A 21792-nucleotide genomic window follows, 5' to 3' on the forward strand; every position below is an offset into this window, starting at 1 on the left:
AATATGAAACGATGCCACTCTCAGCCACTCAAACTGACCGCTGCGATTGCTATTAGCTTTGTGGCTTTTTCTGCTCAAGCTAATGATACGCTAGCATCAGCTAATAACAGTTTTCATCACGATACTAGTGCTTCATATATCACTGATACAGACAACAGCGACAACGCTTATCTATTTGCCAGTTATCGTTATTATTTTGATGCCGTCAGTACTGAAATAGGTCCTTGGGCCCTAAATACCTTCTTGGCTCAATCTTCAAACTTCGGCGTAAACTACCTAAAATCAGATCTAGCCGAATCCAGCAGTTATCAAGTCGATGGCACTTATGTTTTTGAATCAAACTGGTTCATTGGCGCAAATTATCAGCAAATCAATGATGACGATGACTCCACTGCTTGGCCATATAATTACGACGAGTCACTTTATGGTCTTAAGCTAGGTTATTACTTAAACGAAAGCTCGCAAATCTCCATTTTTTACCAAAACCAAAGTGGATCAGATAGTTATCAACACACAAGTGGCAGTGGTCAGAATTTCCAAATCGGCTTATTAGCAGCTAATTTTGATAACCAATCCGATACCTTCGGCATAGAAACTCAAAGTTATATCCCAATGGAGTCAATTAATGGGGTGAATTTGTTTGCACGTTGGCAGTACACCGATGCGAGTCAATATTATTATTATCGACTCGCGCAAGATGGATTTATGCCAGAACGCTACTTCACCACTGACATTGATAATACATTCAACCACATTTATCTAGCCGCTGATTTTTACATCAATAAGTCGTGGTCAATAGGCGCGCAATATGCTTGGCAAGATATTGATATAAAGCAATTTAATAGCAGCAGTTTCACCCCTGAAGGTGAAACAATCGAACTCTCTGAGAGTGTCAATAATTATGGTCTTAATACTGCTTACTGGTGGCAGATATCAGCCCATTTTTCTGCTAAATTTAGCGCCAGTAAATTGTTAAATGATGATGGCGGCGCTCAAGATGGGTTACTTCTTGGTATAGAAATGAACGCGCGTTTTTAATCAATAAGTTATATATCAAAGCATCTAGCAGCGTGTTTTAGCACACTGCTAGATGATTTAATGAGGTTCACTTTAAAGTACGAAATACTCTTACTCACAAAACTGGATTGAGATGATTAATCCGCTAGACTCACCACATCGACATCCATAGACGTCGATGTCCATTCAGTATCAATTTCACCTAGCAAGGTTAATTTGGTATCTGGAGTAGCACTAATTCCTCTCCAATCATCGTTATCAATTTCAACAATGATCTCGCCACTTTCATCTTTAAATCGATATTCCTCATCACCTAAAGACTCAACAATATAACCCGTTAAAACTGCTGGTGTATCATCTTTTGCTTCAAGCGCATTTGCCGCAGTATAGACTTCTCCACGGCTAGGACCAGTAAAGCCACCAGCTTGCTTAACCGCTGGTTTAATCAGCGCCGTATCAGTATAAGCTTCTGGCTGACTAGCAATGGCTGTAGTTGATGCGAATAACACGCCACAGACTAATATTTTTTTCATTTTATGACCTCAAGATAGATGACGTTTGATAGCAGTATCTTACGACATAAAACCTGTACTGAAGCTTACCTTTACAATCGTTAATATTAATCATCGTTAATGGTTATAGAATTAACATAGTTGCGGACATTTATATTCTGTATTGGCTATATTAATCGTTCACCATCGACTCGCATTCAAAGCCTTGGCGCATTGAGTCAAAGCGACATTGCGAGCCACACTGCCATGGCGCATTGTTGTATTGAGCTGAAATGCTTTGAGCATGAACCTTACAAGATTCGTAACTGGTAAAGTCGGTTTCCATTTCATATGCGGCTGAGTTATAACCATTTTTATATACAAAAGAGCTCCAGATTTCTGGGCCTTTATGTTGGTTTGATAGATTAATCATCACTACCGAAGTAATGACAGTTATCAGCAAACCAATGATAATGACAATGGACACTAGATTTGAATTTTTGGCTGTAGTCATAATTAAAGTAGCAATAGGAATAATTGAAGTAGCATAAGACTATCTCGTTGAAAAGCAATCTCCTTGGAACTTATCCTTTCACCTTTCATCTTTCACCTTTCACCCCTCATCTTTCATCTTTCATCTTTTAATCTTTCATCTTTTAATCTTTCATCTTTTAATCTTTCATCTTTTAATCTTTTAATCTTTTAATCTTTTAATCTTTTAATCTTTTAATCTTTTAATCTTTTAATCTTTTAATCTGAATTGGAATAATAAACTGGCTTTTAACGGATACTATTGAGTTTTTAGCAGAGCATTATCAACAAAATCGATAAAGTGATTCTATAGATACTGGCATTATCAATGATTTATTAAATGCTAATATTATTGTATTAAGTTCGTGGATATCATCCCGATAGCATTTAATTTTTAGGAATACATCATGCAAAAAATCATTCTTGTTACTGGTTCTACAGATGGAATTGGATTAGAAACTGCAAAAATGTTACTCGCTGAAGGCCATAAAGTATTACTTCATGGACGTAACCCTAACAAACTTGCCGAAGTGGAAACGCTGCTTACTAACAGCTCCTCTGCCGCACAAATCGAAACGTATGTTGCCGATTTATCTAGCATGAGTGATGTCAAAAAGTTAGCAGCAAACATTAAAGAAAAACACAGTAAACTGGATGTGCTAATTAACAATGCTGGGGTTTATAACCCTACGACGTTAATCACCTCAGACGGCTTAGATTCACGCTATGCAGTAAACACTTTTGCGCCTTATTTACTTAGTAAGTTGTTAATGCCGATCATGGATAATAGCGGCCGCATTGTGAATTTATCTTCAGCTGCACAAGCCGCTTTTTTAGCAAGCGACATGGCACAGCCAAGTCAGTTATCTGATAGTACTGTCTATGCCCAAAGTAAACTTGCGCTGACAATGTGGTCACGAGATCTCGCCTTATCAGTTCAAGGTCATGGACCTATGATCGTCTCGGTCAATCCTGCTTCGATGTTAGGCAGCAAAATGGTTAAACAAGCATACGGTGTGGCTGGCGGAGATTTATCAATTGGTGCGGATATTCTAACCAGAGCGGCATTATCAGAAGAGTTTGCTCAAGCAACTGGGCAATATTTTGATAATGACAGAGGCCAATTTGCATCACCTCACCCTGATGCACTTGATGTAGCTAAAACCGCAAAAGTGGTTGCAGTGCTTGAGCGAGTTCTTACAGAGCTAAGCTAATAATTAAGCTCAGCTTCAATTACAGAAACCTTAATATTAAAAAGCTAATGGCCCGTGCCTTTAGCTTTTTTATTGCCCTGCGATGACTCATTCTTTTGATAAAACCTGTCATCTTCAGCATAAGCACAACGCCTTTTCATCGCGGCAAACCCTGAGTTGCATAACAGTCCTGTGACTTAGCAATAAAGCGATTATCAACAAAATCGATAAACTGATTCAATATAGTGCTTAATTATCAAGCTAAAAATCTACTGCTAAGATCGCCCTCATTGTATTGCTAGGTGTCTTTTCATCTAGCGTTGACCTGGAGTGTCTCCACTTCTAGGTGATGTATTCTCAATAAGACGACAGTCTTAAGGAAACGTTATGCGTTATGAAGGCAAAGTTTATCGTCCATGGCCCGAGGCTGACAGCATCCTCATTCAGACCACATTAGGTTGCAGTAACAACCAATGTACTTTCTGCAATATGTTCAGCGATAAACGATTTAAAATTCGTGAACTAGAAGATATTTTTAGTGATATTGAACAGGCCAGAAAAATCCACGCTCACGTTGAATCTATCTTTTTGATTGATGGCAATGTCATGGCTGTAAGAACCGAATTTTTATTGGCGATTCTCAATAAAATTACTGAGACTTTCCCTGAAATTCAAAATATTGCTTTATATGCAGGCTTTAATGATTTTCGCCGTAAAACAGTGGCAGAACTTAAACAAATGCGGGCTGCGGGTTTGACAATGGCATACGCAGGTTTAGAGTCTGGCGATCCTATTGTCCTCGATAACATCAAAAAGGCGATGAAACCTGAACATGCCATTGAAGGCATGGCGATGGCAAAAGAGGCAGGGATTAAAGTGCTGGCTTCATTTATATTTGGACTAGGTGGCCGTCATCGCTCAAAAGAGCACATTAAAGCGACTACAGATATTTTAAACATTATGCAGCCGGAAGAAATTGCGCCAATGGCCATTGCAATTCAGCCAGGGACTGAACTCGAACAGCAAGTACTGCGTGGTGAATTTGTTATGCCAAGTCCATTACAAGTGCTGGAAGAAGAGAAGTACTTACTGGAAAATTTAGCGGATTTTGATTGCTATTACTGGGGCGATCACGGTAATAATATCTCGCCAATGCGAGGCATGTTACCTCAAGCTAGAGTGCCATTTAAAGATAGAATTGAGCATGAAATAGCAACCAATCCAGTGACAAAACAAGACATCATTCAAACGTTTTCTTGGTAGGCTAACATGCTAATTTAACAGCTATTACCTTGCAAAGTGTTGGGATTCACCCTCAACACTTTGCCATTATTTAAGCCACTGTTTTTACTTTACTGAATGTCATATCAACCACGCATTAGTTCACGGTATACCGTAGCAATACCTCATTATCTAACACCACATTAGTAGACCAAATAAAGCTGGCTCCCGCCCCACTGAATTTTTCGATAAAATTCATGTAGGCTTTTTTATTATTCACTCCTATTTCATCATCTGAGTATAAGCTTGCTTGCGGCCAAGTACTTGAATCAAAATCTTCATTCATCCAATTATCAGCCATCGTCCAATGCACGGCATACGCTTGTTGTCCATTTTTCTCATCCGTAACACCACAATCAGTAGATAATCTCGCGCCGTCTTTTTCAGATAAGCAGCTTAAATCTAAAATTGGAGAGGTATAAAAAGTTTGCGCTTGCCAATCACGATTTGTCACAGTGCCATCACTAAAGCTGGCAATAAAGCCTCCATCACCAGCATGGTATGCATTACCTCTATTATTCTCAGAACCTAAACCTAGGTTTTCTTCCCAATCAATGACTTTAACGGCAATGGTATAAGGTTTACTGACCTTAAATTTTACAATACTTGAATTAAATGGCGTAAATGGCACGCTATCAACGGCGATTAATTTGCCATTGATATAAAGTTCAAAGTAATTATCTGCAAAAATATACCCAGTAATCACCTCACCTTGCGGGTCAACTGTCACCACAGGCACATCATCTTGATTAACTTCGGCTAAATTTCTAGGGGTAATACCAGCGCATTGTTCATATAAATCCATCGCTTTGGGCGCACTGCTATATTGATTACTGCCTGGTACAGTCCATACTGTGCCCTGCGCATCAGTAATCTCACCTATACCAGCAACGCGACTGCGACCATTTTGACACGTAAACAAATTACTGACGACGGTAGTCGCAGCGCCTTGAGTAATACTCCCAGTGCCGAGATAGTCATTATGGTGCATTTGAATATCATCAGAAGCACAGCTCATCGCTGTACTTCCTATCATGACGATACCGCCAACTGAAAATAGGATGTTTTTAAACAATTCGTTTTTCATAGGCCCTTCAGTCAATCAAATAAGTGTGTTGGTTAATAATAGGCTATTCATAAAAATATTGAATAAGGTTATTTAACCCTAGCAAGGCACTAATCACTAGCAGCTTTACAGTCTTTTAAGCTTTGACATAAATGGCACACAATTAGAATTACTGCGTATTGAAAACGAAAAGGCTTAGATGCTGAATGATAAAGTAGCGGTTATTTATAGAACTCACTAAAAGTGATTAAGAAATCTTACTAACCTTCTGAATAATATATCTTTCGCACATATTAAAGTGAGCAAATTCTTGCAACTGCGATTCTAACTCCGTCATAAATTCACTTAACTCTTTTATTGAAGGCTCAAGGATTAAGTGAATGACATACAAAGTACCTGTTCGCTTTTCTGCTTTACAGTCCGCTCTTGCTACTAAGGTTGCATTCCACATTATCGGCAAACAAAAATAGCCGAACTGGCGTTTTGCGGCGGGGACATAGCACTCAAGCAAGTAATCAAAATCAAATATCGCATTGGCGCGTTTGCGCTGGATCAGTAAGTTATCGAACGGCGACAGTATTTTCAGTTGTTGCTTGTTCACTCTGCGGTTTAGTAATGCTAAAACATCATGGCAAGCATAATACTCCACACCGTTAATCAGCACTTTATCTATCTCACCTGAGTGATAAAGCTCATCGATAGCTGCACTTGCATGAGCTTTAACGTGCTTGAGTAAATAGATGATTTCAGCCAGAGTACCAAAGCCTTGAGCGCGTAAAAATCGCAACACTAAAAATCGGCCATGTTCCTGTGCTGTAGGCACGCTATCATCAATATTTTTAGGTAATACTCGCTGGGTTAAATCATAGACCTTATGAAAGTTTCGCCGCTCGGTAATCATTAAATCACCTTGCATATACAAATTTTCTAGCGCCTGTTTTGTTGGACTGGCTCCCCAACCGTTATTTTTTAAACCTTTGGACACAAAGTCTTTAGCCATTAGCGGCCCTTCCGCTTCAATTCGACTCATGACCTCAGCCATTAATGGTAAATTTTTATTAAACCAATGCTGTTGCTCCCCAGCTTTTAAAGCATTCTTTCTTGGTAAGCTAAAGCGATAATCTTGCATGGGTAAGTAAGCCGCTGCATGCGACCAATACTCAAAGACTTTTTTATCAGCAATAAGCGTATCGATATGATCGAGTTGATAATGTGGGTTACGAGTCCAAAGCGTGTGATGATGCGCCCTTTGCACCACCGAAATAGTATCGATTTGCACATAACCCAAGCGCTCTATCACGGCCAAAGAGGCTGAGTTTGCGGTGTTCTTTGAGGATTTAACCGGAAAACCTTGAGACAGTAAAACTAACTTTCTAGCTTGAGTCGGGCTTAACGTTAAAGCAGCTCTATCAGTCATATGGAATTACTCTGAAGTCGCAGTTGGAGTTAAAGATACATTCATGGCCATGCTTTAATCCCAATAAGGCTTTTGGCCAAATTGCTCAGCGAAATAATCAACAAAATCTATATAGCCATTATAAAATGGGCTTACCTTTACGTAAATTAGCAATTTTTAGCTTGTTGATAGTCAGATTTAATAGCCACAAAAAGCTGCTATCTATCTAAAAACATGACGGATATCTCCTTTTGAAATTTTAAAATAAAATTGTTACGCGGATCGCATTTTTATTTTGAAACTCCTGATAAATTCCAGCTTAAGCATACACTAATGTAGTGTCATTTTTACCAATACTAAATGCTTGTAGTTTGGTCTCTATGTTTAATATTGATTGTCTTTCTTGAACATCATTAACGGCCTTAAAGGTATCGCTAAAGCAAGAGATGACAATTCGATAATGAGGATATTTTATGGCTGAAATTATTGATCTTGTACTCATGGACGCTGAAGTTGAAGCGCTTGAGAAACCATCTAACCAAAAAGCAAAAGAAGATATGCTGCACAGACGCGAGGTAAAAAGGCGCCTTGAGGATTACCTTGAAGCCCAGCAACTCAAGCGTGACATGGGTGGCGATGACTTTTTTGCTTAGCTCTTAACATTAGCTCTTAACATTAGCTCTTAACATTAGCTCTTAACATTAGCTCTTAACATTAGCGCTTAACATTAGTTCCTCGCATTAGTTTCTAGCAAATAATTGCTAACTATTTCCATCTACCATGCATAGGCGTTCATCTCCCACAACGCTTTCCATGCATCATTAAGCTCAGCAGGCTTTCCAACGCTGAGCTTAATGAATCATAGATAACTTCACTAAAGCTAGACCTATAAAGTACCACCGACATCAGCATCACGCAGTGGTAAGGAGCGAACTGAAGGGGGCTCCTAAAACTTTTCTAAGCTCAGGATGCTGGAGTAATTTGATATACCCCGTAGCTTAACCCTGGTAATGAAACAGATATCTGCGTGTCTGCTACCTCGATGTTGTTTGATTGAATACCTGCCTGTGTATCCACAACAGCAGCGGCACTTGACACTTTCATCGGTATTGAGATTTGCGCCATTTGAGTGCCAGAATTAAACACCATCAGCCACTCTTCGCCGGTCTCTCTATCAATGCGTGAAAAAGCAAACATCGCTGCATTTTCAGCTCTTGTGTCAGCTTGATAAAAGCGCGCCTGATACTCTCCTCGACGTAATACTCGATTATTTTTACGCAGTTCACTCAATGCTGAGATGGCGATAAACAAAGGGTGTGAGGTGTCAAAGTTGTCATCAGCAGTTGTGGCATGTGTGCCTAATAGCGTGTTGTCGTTATAACTTGCTACTTTTGAAGCAAACATGTCTTCTCGGGCATCAATATCATTACCGTCTCCGGTAAATCCTTGCTCGTCGCCGTAATACACCACCGGAATACCACGAGACAAAAACATAAAGGCATGGGATAAAATGCTGCGCTGTAATTTTTCTGCTTCTGTGCTGGCAATGCCAGCTTCATTGATAAAGTAACCCGCTCGCCCCATGTCGTGATTACTTAAAAAAGTCATCAATAAATCTGCTTGGCTATCTTCATCTTTATACAAATCATCTTGCTCAAATAATTGCTTGGCAAGCAGCGGACTTTGGCCTTGATAGAAAATCTTAGCCGCCGTATCTTGGAAGGCAAAATCCAGAACTGATGGCAACTTCCCCTCAGTGGTAAATACACTTAGGCTTTGTGGGTTGCTGTCGTACACTTCGCCAAATACATGAAAGTTAGGGATCCCCTGCAGCTTGGCAAATTCAACAATGGCAGGACTGAAGGTTTGCCAAAATGATAAATCCACATGACGCACGGTATCAATGCGAAAACCGTCTGGTTTAAATTCAGTGATCAATTGCTGATAGATATCAATCATGCCGTTTAGCACTTGTGGATTTTGAGTATCAAGATCATCTAAGCCGTTAAAATCACCATTCAGTGAACTTTCTCCCTCAAAGGTGCTGTCACCTTGATTATGATAATACTGAGGGTCGTTCAACCAGTGTGGAACTTTAACAGCTTCATCTTGGGTTAAAATAAATGGCGAATAACGCTCGCTTTCAGGTGTGTTTAATGGCTTGTACTGACATCGAGTCAGGCCTTGTTGATAAAGGCCATCATCTTGATGGCACTCTTTGTAACGAATGATATCAGCGGTGTGGTTCGTAATAATATCAAAGAAGACTTTCATCCCACGCTGATGGGCAGCATCAATTAACTGCTTTAGCTCATCATTAGAACCAAAGTGCGGATCGATTTCGCTAAAATCGACAATCCAATAACCATGGTGAGCAATCCCATCTTTCTGAATCGCTTGATTACGCAGCAACGGCGTCATCCAAATAGCAGTGATCCCAAGCTTTTGTAAATAATCTAATTTTTGCTCGATACCTTTAATGTCACCACCGTGAAAACCACGTTCAGATGTCTTATCTAAACCGCCATGGGATATCCCTGAGGTCGCGCCATTATCATTAGCTGTATTGCCGTTATTAAAGCGATCTGGCAGAACAAAATAGAATATATCGTCTCGAATATCGCGATTAAGATAATCCTGATATAGGGCTGTTGCGTCAGGCTCTTTAGAAAAAAGCGGTTTAGAAGAGAGCGGTTTAACCTCTGCCTTCTCATTGGTTTGACAGCCAGATAGCATCAAACTGATGCCAATAAATACTGCTGATGTGGTTAATAATATGCGTTTCATAACACCTTCATATTCCATTAATTTAAGATAACTCCCTGACCTAGTGGCGAGTTAATCAATAACAATTAAGTACAATAAAGTTTGCCCTAAGTGACTAAGGCAACTCTTCACCTTTCGCGCTAACGTATAATGCGTACCAATGCTCGCGGGCAAGTGTTAATCCTACCGCTTGGTTACAGGCAGCAATTCTTTGCAAATTGGTAGTGCCTATCACAGGTTGCACCTTGGCAGGGTGCTGCATTAACCAAGCAAGGATAATCGCTTCTTTGCTGACACCATATTCACTGGCAAGCTGACTCACTAAGATGCTGGTTTGTTGTACTGCCGAAGCCTTATCATTCAAGTCAATACCCGTACTTAAAACGGCATTTGTATCTGTAACACCTGAATAAAGCCCCTGACATAAGCTGCCCCAAGACTGAACTTGAAGCTTTTGCTGCAGACAGTACTCCAGCATTCCAGGGGTAAAATTAATGGATGCGCCAGCTTGATTTCCTGCATAAACGGTTTCATCTATCCAATCTTGTTTATGCAAACTCAGCTCAACTTGGTTAACGACCAATGGCGTATCAAGAGCTTGTTGAATGGCATTGATTTGGTGTTGTTGCATGTTAGATACACCTAAAAAGCGCACTTTTCCCGCATCACGCAAGCGATGGTAAGTCTCGGCAATTTCAGCTGCTTGCATTAAGGGATCAGGACGATGAAGCACCAATACATCAAGGTAATCTGTTTTTAGCTGCTTTAAACTATTATCGACACTGTGGTTTATCCATTGCGCTGATAAATCATACCTTTTAGGGCCTATGTCATCTTGTAAGCGAATACCGCATTTGCTTTGAATAAACATTTGCTCACGCAGCTTAGGTCTTGCAGCAAGTACTTGGCCAAACACCTGCTCGGCTTTGCCAAAGGTATAAATATCGGCATGGTCAAAGTAATTAATCCCCTGAGTTAATGCCGCATCCACCACATCGTGGGCTTGAGCAAGTTCGATTGCGCTAATAGGATTACTATTCCAGCCACCACCTAAACCCATACAGCCATAAACAAGATCGCTAACACCATTTAGGTGTTCAGTTAAAGGCAATACTCTTGTGGTAACACCGACAGGCGCCATTGCAGATTTCATTATCTAATACTTCACTGTTTCAATAAGGAGATAAACCATAATCTCAATATTGCCTACCAGTGAGGAACCCAATTAACCAAAATAATTATTCGATATAACTACCAATAAAATCATGAGCGCACTTAAATAGAGCAAATAATGGAGGACAACTCAATAAAGACAGGTTAACTTATTCACACTGCTAAACTAAAAACCACGAACTAGGTAGGAAAATGCGTGAGCCGAGAACACAAAAAATTTGAGCGATTATTTCTGTTTAGCGAAGTGGCAAAACAACTCAGCTTTACTGAAGCTGCGGCAACCCTCGGGATATCTCGCGGTTACCTTTCTGAGCAAATACGCCAATTAGAAAAAGAGTTTGGAAGACCGCTGCTTATTCGCAGCACTCGTAGCGTGAAATTGACGCCTCAAGGGGAGCTAATTCTAACCAGTATGGGACAAGTTAAGCAGTCTTTATTGACGCTTGATAGACAAATTCGTCACGACAATGACAATATTGCTGGCAGAATTCGTATTACAGCCCCAAGTCAGTTTACCCAGCGGTACCTTCTTAATATCTGCCGTGATTTTAAACAGAAATATCCTGAGATTGAGTTTACCCTCGACAGTAGTTATACCACCCATGATTTGACTAAAAATGACTTTGATCTTGCTATTAGGGCCACTAAAACGCCGCCCCAAAATATGGTGGCTAAAAAGCTATTCTCATATCAGCATGTATGCTGCGCATCGCCAACCTACATTCAACAATACGGTTTACCTAACTCGATTGCAGACTTAAACCAGCATCAGTGCTTAACGGCTGCAGAGGAAAGTGTTTGGCACATAGGTCATGAACCTACAAAAGTAAGTAGTCAATTGAGTGTCAATGATAATCACATGCTCAAAGAGCTCGCCTTAGCAGGAGAAGGGGTTATTCTGGTTCCGGAATATTTGGTGGACCGTGAACTAACATCAGGACAATTAAGGCCGTTACTCCAGCGAGAGCAGACGTTGTCATCAACCACTTACCTGGTTCATCCGCAGCTTATCCATCAGTCAGCAAGACTTGCTTGCTTCATTGCTTATACTCTTGATTGGATTCAACATAATTTACCGCCTTCACAGCGAAAATAGCCAGCTTACATTGATAGCTAAATAAAAATCAGAGCCTTAACTTTGGCTCTGATTAAGCGCTGAAAAAGATTAACTAAGCGGATAAGCCTTGTCAGTCGTTGGCTATTTAGCTCACTTGTCGATGGTGAAATCTAACCTGACCTGCTGGTTTCTTTGTATCACACTGACGCCATCAATGGTTTTGGGTTTGTACTTCCAATTATTAATAGCCTGTAGTGCCGCCCGATTAAACGTGCGCTTAGGTTCAGCTTCAACCACTTGTGCATTGGTTACAATGCCGCTGGCAGTAATATCAAACATTACAATCACGTATCCTTCTTTGCCATCTCGCGCTGCAGCCATTGGATATTGTGGCGACACTTGTACCACAGGCATTGCATCTCCATTATTAAACCCAGGGACAAACTTCTCTTGAGTCGGCGCCGTCATATCAGGCGCAACATTTTTAAAAGAGTCTGTCGTGCTGGTGTTATCAGTGGCTATGCTATCGCGCTGCACTAGTGGTGGTATTTTTTCTGGCTGACTCCTGATTTTTTTAATCGGCTTTAGCGTTTCCTCTGGTCTTTGTACAAAATCAATAACGGGCGTAGGGGCAATGCTGTCCACAAACACGGCATCACTTTTAACCAGTTGAGCCATAAATACAAATAACCCCAAAGTGATTATCCCTCCCATGAGCAAAATGCCCACTTGAGTTATCAATTTAGGATAGTTAACCTGCTTTTCGTTTAAAGACTTTAATTCACTGAATATATGAGTATTATTTTCAGACATTGAGTGGTTAGCACTATATTGTGGCGTCATAGACATTCCTTGTATGATTTAGAGGTGATACAACTCTCGTTGCTCTTTAACCTCTAGTCGCGCAAAACAAGAATAGACAAATATTTTGTTACATTTAGCTTTGAAAGCCACGAATAAAACAAATTAGAAACACAAATTTAACAAGTGCAGAACAAAGAAAGCGCTTGCACACCAACATCATGCCGTACACTAAACGCTTACACCTGCATCGTATTTTCAGGCTTTATTGATTCAGTTTGGGTTAATACCTAAGTATTAGGATTCAATTCACAACGTATGTATCAAGATTTGCTAACAATTATAAGATTGACATTTTCACTCATTCTTAGACTATGGTGGCAGTATTCAATCTTGCTATTAGGCTTTATTGCTAAAGATTAATCAGATAAAAATATAAAATTATAAAAACAAAAATGAGCCTCATTTTTTGTAAGGAAGCAGACCACAATGAAAAAAACATTACTCGCAATTGCGTTAGCCTCAACCTTTTTGAGTGCTTGCGGCAGTTCAGATGTCAAAGTTAACGACACGACTAAAGCTGAAGCACCAGCAGTAAAAGCAGTTTCTACTCATGCTGAGTTAGGCGATTTCGGCGTTGATTTAACCGCTCGAAATGAAGCGGTAAAGCCTGGCGATGATTTCTTTATGTATGCCAGTGGCACTTGGTATGACAACTTTGAAATGCCAGCAGATAAAACTCGCTATGGTGCATTTACCGCTCTTGGTGAGCGTAGCGAAAAACAAGTTAAAGAAATCATTGATGACATTAGCAGCCGCAGCGACCTTAATGCTGAAGAGCAGTTAATTGCAGATTTTTATCAGTCTTACATGGATACTGATACCATCAATAAATTGGGTATAACCCCTATTCAAGGCACATTAGATACTATTACCGCAGTTAAAAACACTGATGACTTAACCAAGGTATTTGGTAACGCCTGGCTCACCGATGCTGAATCGCCAATTTCTGGCGGCATGTGGTTCAACCGTTTAGATCCAAACCAATATGAACTGTCTATCGGTGCTGGCGGTTTAGGCTTACCTGATCGCTCATACTACCTAGAAGACAGCGAGCGTTTTGTAAAAATTCGCACCGCTTATGTGAGCCACATTGCTGAAATGCTTGCTTTTGCTGGCATTAAAGATGGCCAAGCTCGCGCAGAGGCTATTCTTGCGTTAGAAACTAAAATTGCTGAAGGTCAATGGCCACGTGAGAAACGCCGTAACCGTGACTTAACCTTAAATCAGGTTAAACGTGCAGACTTAAATAATGAGTACCCTAACTTCAACTGGGACTTATTCTTTGAGCAATCTGGTTACCAAATCCCACAACTTAACGTGTCTCAGCCTGAGCCGATCAAAGCCATGATTGAGCTAGTCAATAACGAGCCGTTGAATGTATGGCAAGACTACCTGACCTTCCACACTGTCAGTAACAATGCAGGCTTACTATCTGAAGATATCTACAACGCAAGCTTTGCTTTTTATGGCAAAGAACTAAGCGGACAAGAAGAGCCTAAACCGCGCTGGAAACGTGCCGTAGCCGAAATGTCTGGCACCCAATCGTTAGGTTTTGCTATTGGTAAAGTCTATGTGGCGCGTTACTTCCCTGAGTCATCAAAACAGCAAATGGCTGAATTAGTTGAAAATCTTCGCACTGCGTTAGGTCAACGTATTGATGGTCTTGATTGGATGGGTGATGAAACTAAGGTAAACGCCCACGCTAAACTTGCAGCATTCAAACCTAAGATTGGTTACCCAGATGTATGGCAAGAATTCGATGGCCTAACATTAACCAACAAAGACTTAATCACTAATATCCAAAACTTACGCCAATACTTCCATGCCGATAGCGTTGCTAAAGAATTGAAAAAGACTGACCGTAACCGTTGGGGCATGACGCCACAATTTGTCAACGCATACTACAATAGCTCGTTCAATGAGATTGTGTTCCCAGCAGCCATTTTACAGCCACCGTTTTTCGATCCAAATGCTGATCCTGCAGTGAACTATGGCGGCATTGGCGCTGTGATTGGTCATGAAATGGGACACGGCTTTGATGACCAAGGCTCTAAATCTGATGCTAACGGTATTCAACGTAACTGGTGGACCGACAGTGACCGAGCTGCATTTGAGGCGAAAGCCGATATGCTTGCGGAGCAATACAGTAAATACGAGCCATTACCGGACAACTTCGTAAATGGCCGTAACAGCTTAGGCGAAAATATTGGTGATGTAGGTGGTTTAGCCATGGCCTATCATGCATACCAGTTAAGCTTAAATGGTAAAGAAGCACCGATTATTGATGGCCTAACGGGCGATCAACGTTTCTTCTTAGCATGGGCACAAGTGTGGAAAGAAAAACGCACCGAGCAAAGCATGTTAAGTCAGCTGCGTGCAGGTACTCACGCACCTGGCCGTTACCGCGCACTTGCGCCACGTAACCATGATGCATGGTACAAAGCGTTTGACGTGAAACCAGGTGACAAGCTTTACTTACCAGAAGACCAACGCGTTCGTATTTGGTAATCGGTCAATTAGCCGATAAATAAAAAAGCCAGTCAATTGACTGGCTTTTTTATGAGTAGATGAAAGTGTACTTTTCTACTTAGTTAAATCGACCACAACGCGGCCACGAACTTGACCAGCCATTAACGCTTCTGCCGTGCTTATCACTTCATCTAAGCCAATATCTGCTGAAATATCATCAAACATTTGTGGTTCAATAATCTCAGCTAAGCGTTGCCATGCCTCAAGTCTGTCTTCAAGAGGACGCATGACACTGTCGATACCCGCTAACGTCACACCACGTAAAATAAATGGCATGACAGAAGAAGGAAAGTCCATCCCTTGGGCCAAGCCACAAGCCGCCACTGTGCCGCCATATTTTGTACTGGCGCAGATATTGGCTAAGGTGTGACTACCAACAGAATCAATCGCCCCAGCCCAGCGCTCTCTGGCTAATGGTCTACCGGGCTCCGATAAGGTGTTACGTTCAATCACTTCTGCAGCGCCAAGCTTTTCAAGATAAGCGGCTTGATCTGCTCGCCCTGTTGATGCCACAACCTGATAGCCAAGTTTGGCTAAAATGGCGATAGCAAAGCTGCCGACACCGCCATTAGCGCCTGTCACCAGAATTTCACCTTTTTCAGGAGTGACGCCATTTTTCTCCAGCGCAATCACACTCAACATTGCGGTATAACCTGCGGTGCCAATCGCCATAGCTTGCTTTGGTGTAAAGGCATTAGGCAATGGGATCAACCATTCACTTTTTAAACGCGCCCGCTCAGCAAGACCACCGCAATGCACTTCGCCAACACCAAAGCCATTGAGTAGCACGTAATCGCCAACTTTGAATTTATCAGTGTCGGACGCTTCAACAAGCCCCACTAAATCAATACCAGGCACCATAGGAAACTGCCTAACCACAGGACCTTTACCGGTAATTGCCAATGCATCTTTATAGTTTATCGTGCTATAAATCACTTTTACGCTTACATCGCCATCGGGTAAAACACTCTCATCAATTTCCTTAACTGCCGCGCGATATCCTTGGTCATCTTTTTCAATTAATAAGCCGTTAAACATGGTCACTCCTCAATATAGACCGCTCGTCTATAAATAGTTAAAAAATTTTATCGCGGTAATCCTGCGATAAAACATTCAAGGTAATTTTGTAATGGCTGCGTGCTCTTCACTAATTTTGCTCGGCTTACCGCCCCTTCCCAGCCAACCCAAAAATGCTCAGCTAATAATGAACAATTAGCCTCAGGGGATAATTCGCCTTCAACTTTGGCAGCCTCTAGACAAGTCGCTAATCTTTGTTGCCAATCTAAAAATATATCAATCAATTGCTGTCTGTAGCTTTCAGGCAATAAATCCACTTCTTGGCCTAAATTGCCAACCAAACAACCACGCTTAAATTGGTAGCGCTCCATACCATCCATAGCACTTTCAACAAAAAGGCCAATACGTTCAAGCGCTGAGTAAGCCTCGTTAAGCAAGCACTTATCAAGTTTGTAAGCAAAATACGTGGCGTAGTTTTCAATCACAGCCTGACCAAATGCTTCCTTACTCGCAAAGTAATAGTAAAACGAGCCTTTGGGCACACCGACCTTTTTAAGAATTTGATCGATTCCAGAAGAGGCAAAGCCATTCTCAGTCAGTTGCTCAAGACCACTGCGAATTAGTTCCGCCCGAGTATCTTGACTGTCTCTCGCCTGCTTTGGCGGCCTACCACGTCGTGGTTTAGTGATGTTTTCTACAATTGATTCTGTCATAAAACCATATTAGACCGATCGTCTATATAAATACAATTTAATTATAAGATCATTTACCTATTTTGCGCGATCGTTCTCAAAACTAGTCGTAACAGTAACGGCTAATGTCAGCATTTGGCACCAAATGGTAACTTTTATTTTTTTCATTGGTTAATAATACAACCACATTAACGATGAGGTCATACAATGCAACGCAATAAAGGTTTTACACTGATTGAATTAGTAGTGGTGATTATTATTCTGGGCATTTTGTCTGTCGTGGCTGCACCAAAATTTATCGATCTTAAAGGCGATGCCCATACTGCTACCGTTGAAGCCATGGCGGGTGCAATTGATAGCACCAACAGTTTAGTTTACTCAAAGTCTGCGATTAATGGTGTTGAAAAAGAAGCGTCGATAGATGCTGCTGCGATTGGCGAAGAATATGCAGGTGCAACGCTCATATATGGCGGCATGCAGTCTGATGAAACAAGCTTAGTGATGTTTGTCGAAGGTATTGATGACCCAAGTGCATGGGAAATGGAAAAAACCAATGAAGTAAACATGAGAATTCATCCTGCTGACCACCCTACCATTGGTGATGGGGCTGGCAACTGCTTCGTACAATACAGCCACCAGTGGACTGATGCTCGTGGAGCAACTTATCCCGCTAAAACCACTTTATATACTGACGATTGTTAGACCTCGATGAAAAAACGGCTAAAAGCCATTTGTAAATGTTATTAATACTGCTGTAAAACAAAGCAATAAACGATATATCATCAAGCTAACTTGGCACTCTTAGTAAAGTGCCATTAGCGATGAGCCTTAAGCGATGAGCCTTCAGCCATTAGTGGCATACCTAAGCCGATGAAATACCGTTAATAATGTCATTTAGCTCTAGCCGTAAACGTGCATTAGATACAAGCCGCCCTATTGCTTATCGAGCATCAAGTGCACGCTCTTGTGCCGTTTGCGTATCTGAAAAATATCGAGTTAAGCGATCTGTAATCCTAGAACAAGTCCGCCAAAAACCCATGTTGATCTCAACGCTGTTGATAATTCAGATGGCATCATAAAAGCTATTAGCGCATTAGAACACATCAAATTAAATGGCCTTAATAAACCGTTCCACACTATTTGATAACGCTGCACTGTTTGATAACGCGCTGCACTGTGGTGACTCAGCCATCGCACCATCATGAAACAAAATGCGCTCATTTACTGAACAGAACTTAATCACTCAACCTAAAGCTGCAGAAAAATCGCACCGATATCGATCATAGAACTTATTGTTATGATGGAATTTTTATCTAACCGCACCATTTTAGCCCCACTAGCATTTAACAAATTAACAACATAGGAATAATTCTTGCTTCACTAAGTGACTGAATTATAAATAAGAGAATAGCTTTGGGGAGCATAAATGGACAATATCAGTGACGCGATCGGGGTAATTGCACAAAGTGCGGATACCGTTTTTATCCTTCTTGGTGCAATTATGGTGCTAGCGATGCACGCAGGTTTTGCATTTTTAGAAGTGGGAACTGTTAGACATAAAAACCAAGTGAACGCATTAGTTAAGATTTTAACTGATTTTGCTTTTTCAGCCGTTGCCTATTTTGTCATTGGCTATCAAATCGCTTACGGCAGCCACTTCTTTGTCAGTGCAGAGACATTAGCTGCCAATAATGGCTATGACTTAGTTAAGTTCTTTTTCTTACTCACCTTTGCCGCCGCTATTCCCGCCATTGTTTCTGGCGGCATTGCTGAGCGTGGTAGCTTTCGCCCCTTCTTGTTTGCCTCTGCATTGATTGTGGCGTTTGTATACCCACTGTTTGAGGGCATGATTTGGAATGGTAACTATGGATTTCAAGCATGGTTAGGCAACACCTTTGGCGCAGAGTTTCATGACTTTGCAGGCTCTGTTGTCGTACATGGAATGGGCGGTTGGTTAGCATTAGTTGCTGTGTACTTTTTAGGTGTTCGTGGTGGCCGTAAGCCGGGAGTTGCCTTTGCTCCATCTAACATTCCCTTTCTGGCATTAGGGTCGTGGATATTAATTGTCGGCTGGTTTGGTTTTAATGTCATGTCAGCACAAACCTTAGATGGCATAAGTGGCCTTGTGGCCCTAAACAGTTTAATGGCCATGGTAGGCGGCACGATTATCGCGTTAATTGTTGGTAAAAATGATCCAGGGTTTATCCATAATGGTCCACTAGCTGGGTTAGTTGCTGTTTGTGCGGGTTCTGATTTAATGCATCCAGTTGGCGCTTTTGTCGTCGGTGGTGTTGCCGGTGGCTTATTTGTTTTTGTATTCACAAAACTTCAACGCAGCACCAAAATTGATGATGTATTAGGTGTTTGGCCTTTGCATGGATTATGCGGTGTTTGGGGTGGTATTGCTGCAGGTATATTTGGACAACAGAGCTTAGGCGGTCTTGGTGGTGTAAGCATTATGTCGCAACTGGTTGGCACACTTGTGGGTGTTGCTTTTGCCATCGTAGGCGGAGTGATTGTTTACGGTATTGTTCATAAAATATCTAGCTTACGTTTAAGCCAAGAAGATGAATATATGGGTGCTGATTTAGCCATTCACAAAATTGGCTCAACCAATGCTGACAAGTAGTTCTGTCAGTTGTTATGGCTGTTTTTATGACTGTTTTTATGAAAAAGGTTCTGCCCTATTTTCAGGCCGATAAGTGACAGCAAAAATAGTGGCAAATACAAAAAAGCTCAAGCAATTGCTTGAGCTTTTTTAGTAAACCAATGCGACTATAAAACAGTAATCACATCAGCTTCAGGTAAACGTGCTTTAGGTAGACCATGGTTATAATCTTCACCATCTTTATGGTAACCAATAGCCAAAGCAAACTGACACTCATAACCGTTCAATTCATCTTTGAACATTTCACCAATTAACTCAGGATCAACCCCTTCCATTGGTGTTGAATCAATACCTAAACGTGCAAGTACATGTAAAGTATTACCAATTGCGATATAGGTTTGGGCTTTAGTCCAGTTACCGTTAAAACCACTTTCGTCGGTATTAAGGTCGGCAAAAGCGTATGCACCATTAAGCATGTTGTCGTACATTTCTGCAGGTAAATGACCTGATGCCACTTCTGAATCAACCACTTTACGATAATCATCTTTGGTGTAATGTGGATTATGGGCAAATAAAATAACGTGCGATGCTTCGGTCGCATGCGGTTGATTAAACTGATGCATGTTAGCAAACGTGTCACTGAAACGTTTTTTCGCTGCGTCAGTTTCAAGTACGATAAACTTCCAAGGTTGAGAATTAATCGAAGAGGCTGATAAACGAATGGCTTCTTTTAATACATTCATATCTTCTGCTGAAATGCGCTTTGAAGCATCATATTTTTTAGCAGTGTAACGATTGTTTAAGTCTTGGATAATTTGATGAGACATGATGTACTTCCTCAATAAGCTATTTCGATGAACGATTTTGTGAACTATTCATTTGAATTAATTCGTTGGGAGAATACTAGCCAATACCAGCCAGATGAAACATAGCTATTTCCACCAAACATTGTGGACATATTAATCCACAATAAACCATCCTACTCTGCTAAACCCTAAGTGCTTATATTGAGTCTTTACTCTATGGCTATTAAGATAAAACCATCACTTACCTCAGAAAATAACCATGAACCCAGTTGAAACAGCAACGGATGCAATTATAAATAACATGGAAATAAACTCTCATGCTTTAGTCGTTGAAGGGGGAGCAATGCGAGGAATCTTTGCATCGGGCGTATTAGATAGGTTTATTGAACATCAATACCGCCCTTTCGATTTCTGCATTGGCGTATCTGCCGGTTCCACTAATTTAGCGTCTTGGTTGTCTCACCAAAAACAGCGTAATTATCGTATTATCACCCATTACTCTTGCCTACCTGAGTTTATCGATTTTGGTCGATTTGTCCGAGGTGGACATTGGCTGGAACTCAATTGGCTATGGGATATTCTCGCTAAAGAGTGTCATTTTGATATGGATACTTTTGTCCATCAAACCATTCCTTTATTTGTGGTAACAACCAACATAAACACAGGTGCCGCAGTTTATACAAAGGCGACCGCAGACAATATTGAATTGATTTTAAAAGCATCTTGTTCAGTCCCAATTGCTTTTAGAGACTTTCCTGAATACCAAGATTCTCCCATGACCGATGGCGGGATTGCCGATTCCATTCCGGTAATAAAAGCGTATGAAATGGGCGCAAAAGAGATCACTGTGGTGCTATCAAGGCCGCTAGGTTACCGCAAAAAATCGCCTAAAATACCATGGTTAATAAGGCGCGCTTTAAAAACACATCCGAAATTAGCAGAGGCGATGGTAAATCGAGCCAATAGTTATAACCAAGCCATCGATTTTATTGAAAACCCACCTGCTGATTGTAAAGTGAACCTCATAGCCCCCCCTTCAGAGTTTAACGTCGCTAGGCTCACCACTGACCAAACAATATTGGAGCAAGGTTATAAAATGGGGATTAACGCCGCTGACACTTGGCTCAGCCGATAGCCAAAAAAAACCGGACATAAAGTCCGGTTAACAGCTTGCATCCGTGCACTGGTTACTAAAAATGCCCTTGAGCAAATGTGCGGTTCAACACACCACAATACATGGTGGCGAGTGGCAGTAACCAACGAGTAGGTTGATAATTCAGTAACGCTCTCTCATTTCTATTTTTT

General features: G+C 41.1%; 20 protein-coding genes. 10 read left to right on the forward strand and 10 right to left on the reverse strand.

The genetic code is table 11. From position 1 onward, the window contains the following. Positions 1–3: 3 nt before the first annotated feature. The gene (locus tag K5Q58_RS06585; RefSeq protein ID WP_220753161.1) at positions 4–1038 is read left to right on the forward strand and encodes a putative porin; all 1035 of its coding nucleotides are present in this window, start codon (positions 4–6) and stop codon (positions 1036–1038) included. A 116-nt stretch (positions 1039–1154) separates the two neighbouring features. Here K5Q58_RS06585 and K5Q58_RS06590 read toward each other — a convergent pair whose 3' ends face one another. Both K5Q58_RS06590 and K5Q58_RS06595 read right to left on the reverse strand, forming a co-directional pair. Beyond that, a complete protein-coding gene (locus tag K5Q58_RS06590; protein WP_220753162.1) occupies positions 1155–1550 on the reverse strand; it encodes a YgiW/YdeI family stress tolerance OB fold protein in 396 nt (131 codons plus the stop codon). A gap of 151 nt (positions 1551–1701) precedes the next feature. Further along, positions 1702–2022: a hypothetical protein gene (locus K5Q58_RS06595; RefSeq protein ID WP_220753163.1), complete on the reverse strand. Its 321-nt coding sequence runs from the start codon at positions 2020–2022 to the stop codon at positions 1702–1704. A 424-nt stretch (positions 2023–2446) separates the two neighbouring features. Between K5Q58_RS06595 and K5Q58_RS06600 the strand changes: the two genes are divergently transcribed. Further along, complete coding sequence (locus K5Q58_RS06600; RefSeq protein WP_220753164.1) at positions 2447–3253, forward strand: SDR family NAD(P)-dependent oxidoreductase; 807 nt, start codon at positions 2447–2449, stop codon at positions 3251–3253. Positions 3254–3619: 366 nt separating this feature from the next. Continuing rightward, positions 3620–4495: a radical SAM protein gene (locus K5Q58_RS06605; RefSeq protein ID WP_065109955.1), complete on the forward strand. Its 876-nt coding sequence runs from the start codon at positions 3620–3622 to the stop codon at positions 4493–4495. 115 nt (positions 4496–4610) lie between these two features. Here the strand turns inward: K5Q58_RS06605 and K5Q58_RS06610 are convergent, their stop codons facing one another. Together K5Q58_RS06610 and K5Q58_RS06615 are read right to left on the reverse strand one after the other, a co-directional pair. After that, positions 4611–5600, reverse strand: coding sequence for a hypothetical protein (locus K5Q58_RS06610; protein ID WP_220753165.1), 990 nt, complete (start codon positions 5598–5600; stop codon positions 4611–4613). A 226-nt stretch (positions 5601–5826) separates the two neighbouring features. After that, positions 5827–6996, reverse strand: coding sequence for a winged helix-turn-helix domain-containing protein (locus K5Q58_RS06615; RefSeq protein WP_220753166.1), 1170 nt, complete (start codon positions 6994–6996; stop codon positions 5827–5829). Between the two features lie 452 nt (positions 6997–7448). On the opposite strand from K5Q58_RS06615, the gene K5Q58_RS06620 reads away from it, so the two are divergent. Then, positions 7449–7628, forward strand: a complete 180-nt coding sequence (locus K5Q58_RS06620) for a PA3496 family putative envelope integrity protein (protein WP_220753167.1) — start codon at positions 7449–7451, stop codon at positions 7626–7628. A 310-nt stretch (positions 7629–7938) separates the two neighbouring features. Here K5Q58_RS06620 and K5Q58_RS06625 read toward each other — a convergent pair whose 3' ends face one another. Then, positions 7939–9762: an alpha-amylase family glycosyl hydrolase gene (locus K5Q58_RS06625; protein WP_220753168.1), complete on the reverse strand. Its 1824-nt coding sequence runs from the start codon at positions 9760–9762 to the stop codon at positions 7939–7941. Positions 9763–9856: 94 nt separating this feature from the next. Beyond that, entirely contained in the window at positions 9857–10894 is a 1038-nt protein-coding gene (locus K5Q58_RS06630; RefSeq protein WP_259651262.1) for an aldo/keto reductase family oxidoreductase, read from the reverse strand. 216 nt (positions 10895–11110) lie between these two features. On the opposite strand from K5Q58_RS06630, the gene K5Q58_RS06635 reads away from it, so the two are divergent. Further along, complete coding sequence (locus K5Q58_RS06635; protein ID WP_220753169.1) at positions 11111–12010, forward strand: LysR family transcriptional regulator; 900 nt, start codon at positions 11111–11113, stop codon at positions 12008–12010. Positions 12011–12121: 111 nt separating this feature from the next. Here K5Q58_RS06635 and K5Q58_RS06640 read toward each other — a convergent pair whose 3' ends face one another. After that, complete coding sequence (locus tag K5Q58_RS06640; protein ID WP_220753170.1) at positions 12122–12814, reverse strand: energy transducer TonB; 693 nt, start codon at positions 12812–12814, stop codon at positions 12122–12124. A 447-nt stretch (positions 12815–13261) separates the two neighbouring features. On the opposite strand from K5Q58_RS06640, the gene K5Q58_RS06645 reads away from it, so the two are divergent. After that, the gene (locus K5Q58_RS06645) at positions 13262–15343 is read left to right on the forward strand and encodes a M13 family metallopeptidase (protein WP_220753171.1); all 2082 of its coding nucleotides are present in this window, start codon (positions 13262–13264) and stop codon (positions 15341–15343) included. 75 nt (positions 15344–15418) lie between these two features. On the opposite strand, the gene K5Q58_RS06650 is transcribed toward K5Q58_RS06645, so the two are convergent. After that, positions 15419–16402 carry an MDR family oxidoreductase gene (locus K5Q58_RS06650; protein ID WP_119969116.1) on the reverse strand — a complete coding sequence of 328 codons (984 nt, stop codon included), beginning with the start codon at positions 16400–16402 and terminating at the stop codon, positions 15419–15421. A gap of 47 nt (positions 16403–16449) precedes the next feature. Continuing rightward, the gene (locus K5Q58_RS06655; protein ID WP_220753172.1) at positions 16450–17094 is read right to left on the reverse strand and encodes a TetR/AcrR family transcriptional regulator; all 645 of its coding nucleotides are present in this window, start codon (positions 17092–17094) and stop codon (positions 16450–16452) included. Positions 17095–17280: 186 nt separating this feature from the next. On the opposite strand from K5Q58_RS06655, the gene K5Q58_RS21245 reads away from it, so the two are divergent. From K5Q58_RS21245 to K5Q58_RS06670, 3 genes are all read left to right on the forward strand, one after another. Then, positions 17281–17775 (forward strand): type II secretion system protein, encoded by a 495-nt coding sequence (locus tag K5Q58_RS21245; protein ID WP_220753173.1) that lies wholly within the window; start codon positions 17281–17283, stop codon positions 17773–17775. 185 nt (positions 17776–17960) lie between these two features. Then, the gene (locus K5Q58_RS06665; protein WP_220753174.1) at positions 17961–18152 is read left to right on the forward strand and encodes a hypothetical protein; all 192 of its coding nucleotides are present in this window, start codon (positions 17961–17963) and stop codon (positions 18150–18152) included. A 347-nt stretch (positions 18153–18499) separates the two neighbouring features. Continuing rightward, positions 18500–19702: an ammonium transporter gene (locus K5Q58_RS06670; protein WP_220753175.1), complete on the forward strand. Its 1203-nt coding sequence runs from the start codon at positions 18500–18502 to the stop codon at positions 19700–19702. 146 nt (positions 19703–19848) lie between these two features. Here K5Q58_RS06670 and K5Q58_RS06675 read toward each other — a convergent pair whose 3' ends face one another. Beyond that, positions 19849–20508 (reverse strand): NAD(P)H-dependent oxidoreductase, encoded by a 660-nt coding sequence (locus K5Q58_RS06675; protein ID WP_220753176.1) that lies wholly within the window; start codon positions 20506–20508, stop codon positions 19849–19851. A 280-nt stretch (positions 20509–20788) separates the two neighbouring features. On the opposite strand from K5Q58_RS06675, the gene K5Q58_RS06680 reads away from it, so the two are divergent. Then, positions 20789–21622, forward strand: a complete 834-nt coding sequence (locus K5Q58_RS06680) for a patatin family protein (RefSeq protein ID WP_220753216.1) — start codon at positions 20789–20791, stop codon at positions 21620–21622. Positions 21623–21792: the final 170 nt, after the last annotated feature.

Origin of the sequence: Shewanella sp. KT0246 (assembly GCF_019654955.1) — a bacterium.
Lineage (GTDB): Bacteria > Pseudomonadota > Gammaproteobacteria > Enterobacterales > Shewanellaceae > Shewanella > Shewanella goraebulensis.

Bases quoted from the DNA above. Each gene is read 5' to 3' on its own strand.
- K5Q58_RS06595 (WP_220753163.1), bottom strand. From the start codon at position 2,022: ATGACTACAGCCAAAAATTCAAATCTAGTGTCCATTGTCATTATCATT.
- K5Q58_RS06670 (WP_220753175.1), top strand. From the start codon at position 18,500: ATGGACAATATCAGTGACGCGATCGGGGTAATTGCACAAAGTGCGGAT.
- K5Q58_RS06620 (WP_220753167.1), top strand. From the start codon at position 7,449: ATGGCTGAAATTATTGATCTTGTACTCATGGACGCTGAAGTTGAAGCG.
- K5Q58_RS06640 (WP_220753170.1), bottom strand. From the start codon at position 12,814: ATGACGCCACAATATAGTGCTAACCACTCAATGTCTGAAAATAATACT.
- K5Q58_RS06610 (WP_220753165.1), bottom strand. From the start codon at position 5,600: ATGAAAAACGAATTGTTTAAAAACATCCTATTTTCAGTTGGCGGTATC.
- K5Q58_RS06680 (WP_220753216.1), top strand. From the start codon at position 20,789: ATGGAAATAAACTCTCATGCTTTAGTCGTTGAAGGGGGAGCAATGCGA.
- K5Q58_RS06615 (WP_220753166.1), bottom strand. From the start codon at position 6,996: ATGACTGATAGAGCTGCTTTAACGTTAAGCCCGACTCAAGCTAGAAAG.
- K5Q58_RS06650 (WP_119969116.1), bottom strand. From the start codon at position 16,402: ATGTTTAACGGCTTATTAATTGAAAAAGATGACCAAGGATATCGCGCG.
- K5Q58_RS06645 (WP_220753171.1), top strand. From the start codon at position 13,262: ATGAAAAAAACATTACTCGCAATTGCGTTAGCCTCAACCTTTTTGAGT.
- K5Q58_RS06655 (WP_220753172.1), bottom strand. From the start codon at position 17,094: ATGACAGAATCAATTGTAGAAAACATCACTAAACCACGACGTGGTAGG.
- K5Q58_RS06630 (WP_259651262.1), bottom strand. From the start codon at position 10,894: ATGAAATCTGCAATGGCGCCTGTCGGTGTTACCACAAGAGTATTGCCT.
- K5Q58_RS06665 (WP_220753174.1), top strand. From the start codon at position 17,961: ATGTCATTTAGCTCTAGCCGTAAACGTGCATTAGATACAAGCCGCCCT.
- K5Q58_RS06590 (WP_220753162.1), bottom strand. From the start codon at position 1,550: ATGAAAAAAATATTAGTCTGTGGCGTGTTATTCGCATCAACTACAGCC.
- K5Q58_RS06585 (WP_220753161.1), top strand. From the start codon at position 4: ATGAAACGATGCCACTCTCAGCCACTCAAACTGACCGCTGCGATTGCT.
- K5Q58_RS06605 (WP_065109955.1), top strand. From the start codon at position 3,620: ATGCGTTATGAAGGCAAAGTTTATCGTCCATGGCCCGAGGCTGACAGC.
- K5Q58_RS06625 (WP_220753168.1), bottom strand. From the start codon at position 9,762: ATGAAACGCATATTATTAACCACATCAGCAGTATTTATTGGCATCAGT.
- K5Q58_RS21245 (WP_220753173.1), top strand. From the start codon at position 17,281: ATGCAACGCAATAAAGGTTTTACACTGATTGAATTAGTAGTGGTGATT.
- K5Q58_RS06600 (WP_220753164.1), top strand. From the start codon at position 2,447: ATGCAAAAAATCATTCTTGTTACTGGTTCTACAGATGGAATTGGATTA.
- K5Q58_RS06675 (WP_220753176.1), bottom strand. From the start codon at position 20,508: ATGTCTCATCAAATTATCCAAGACTTAAACAATCGTTACACTGCTAAA.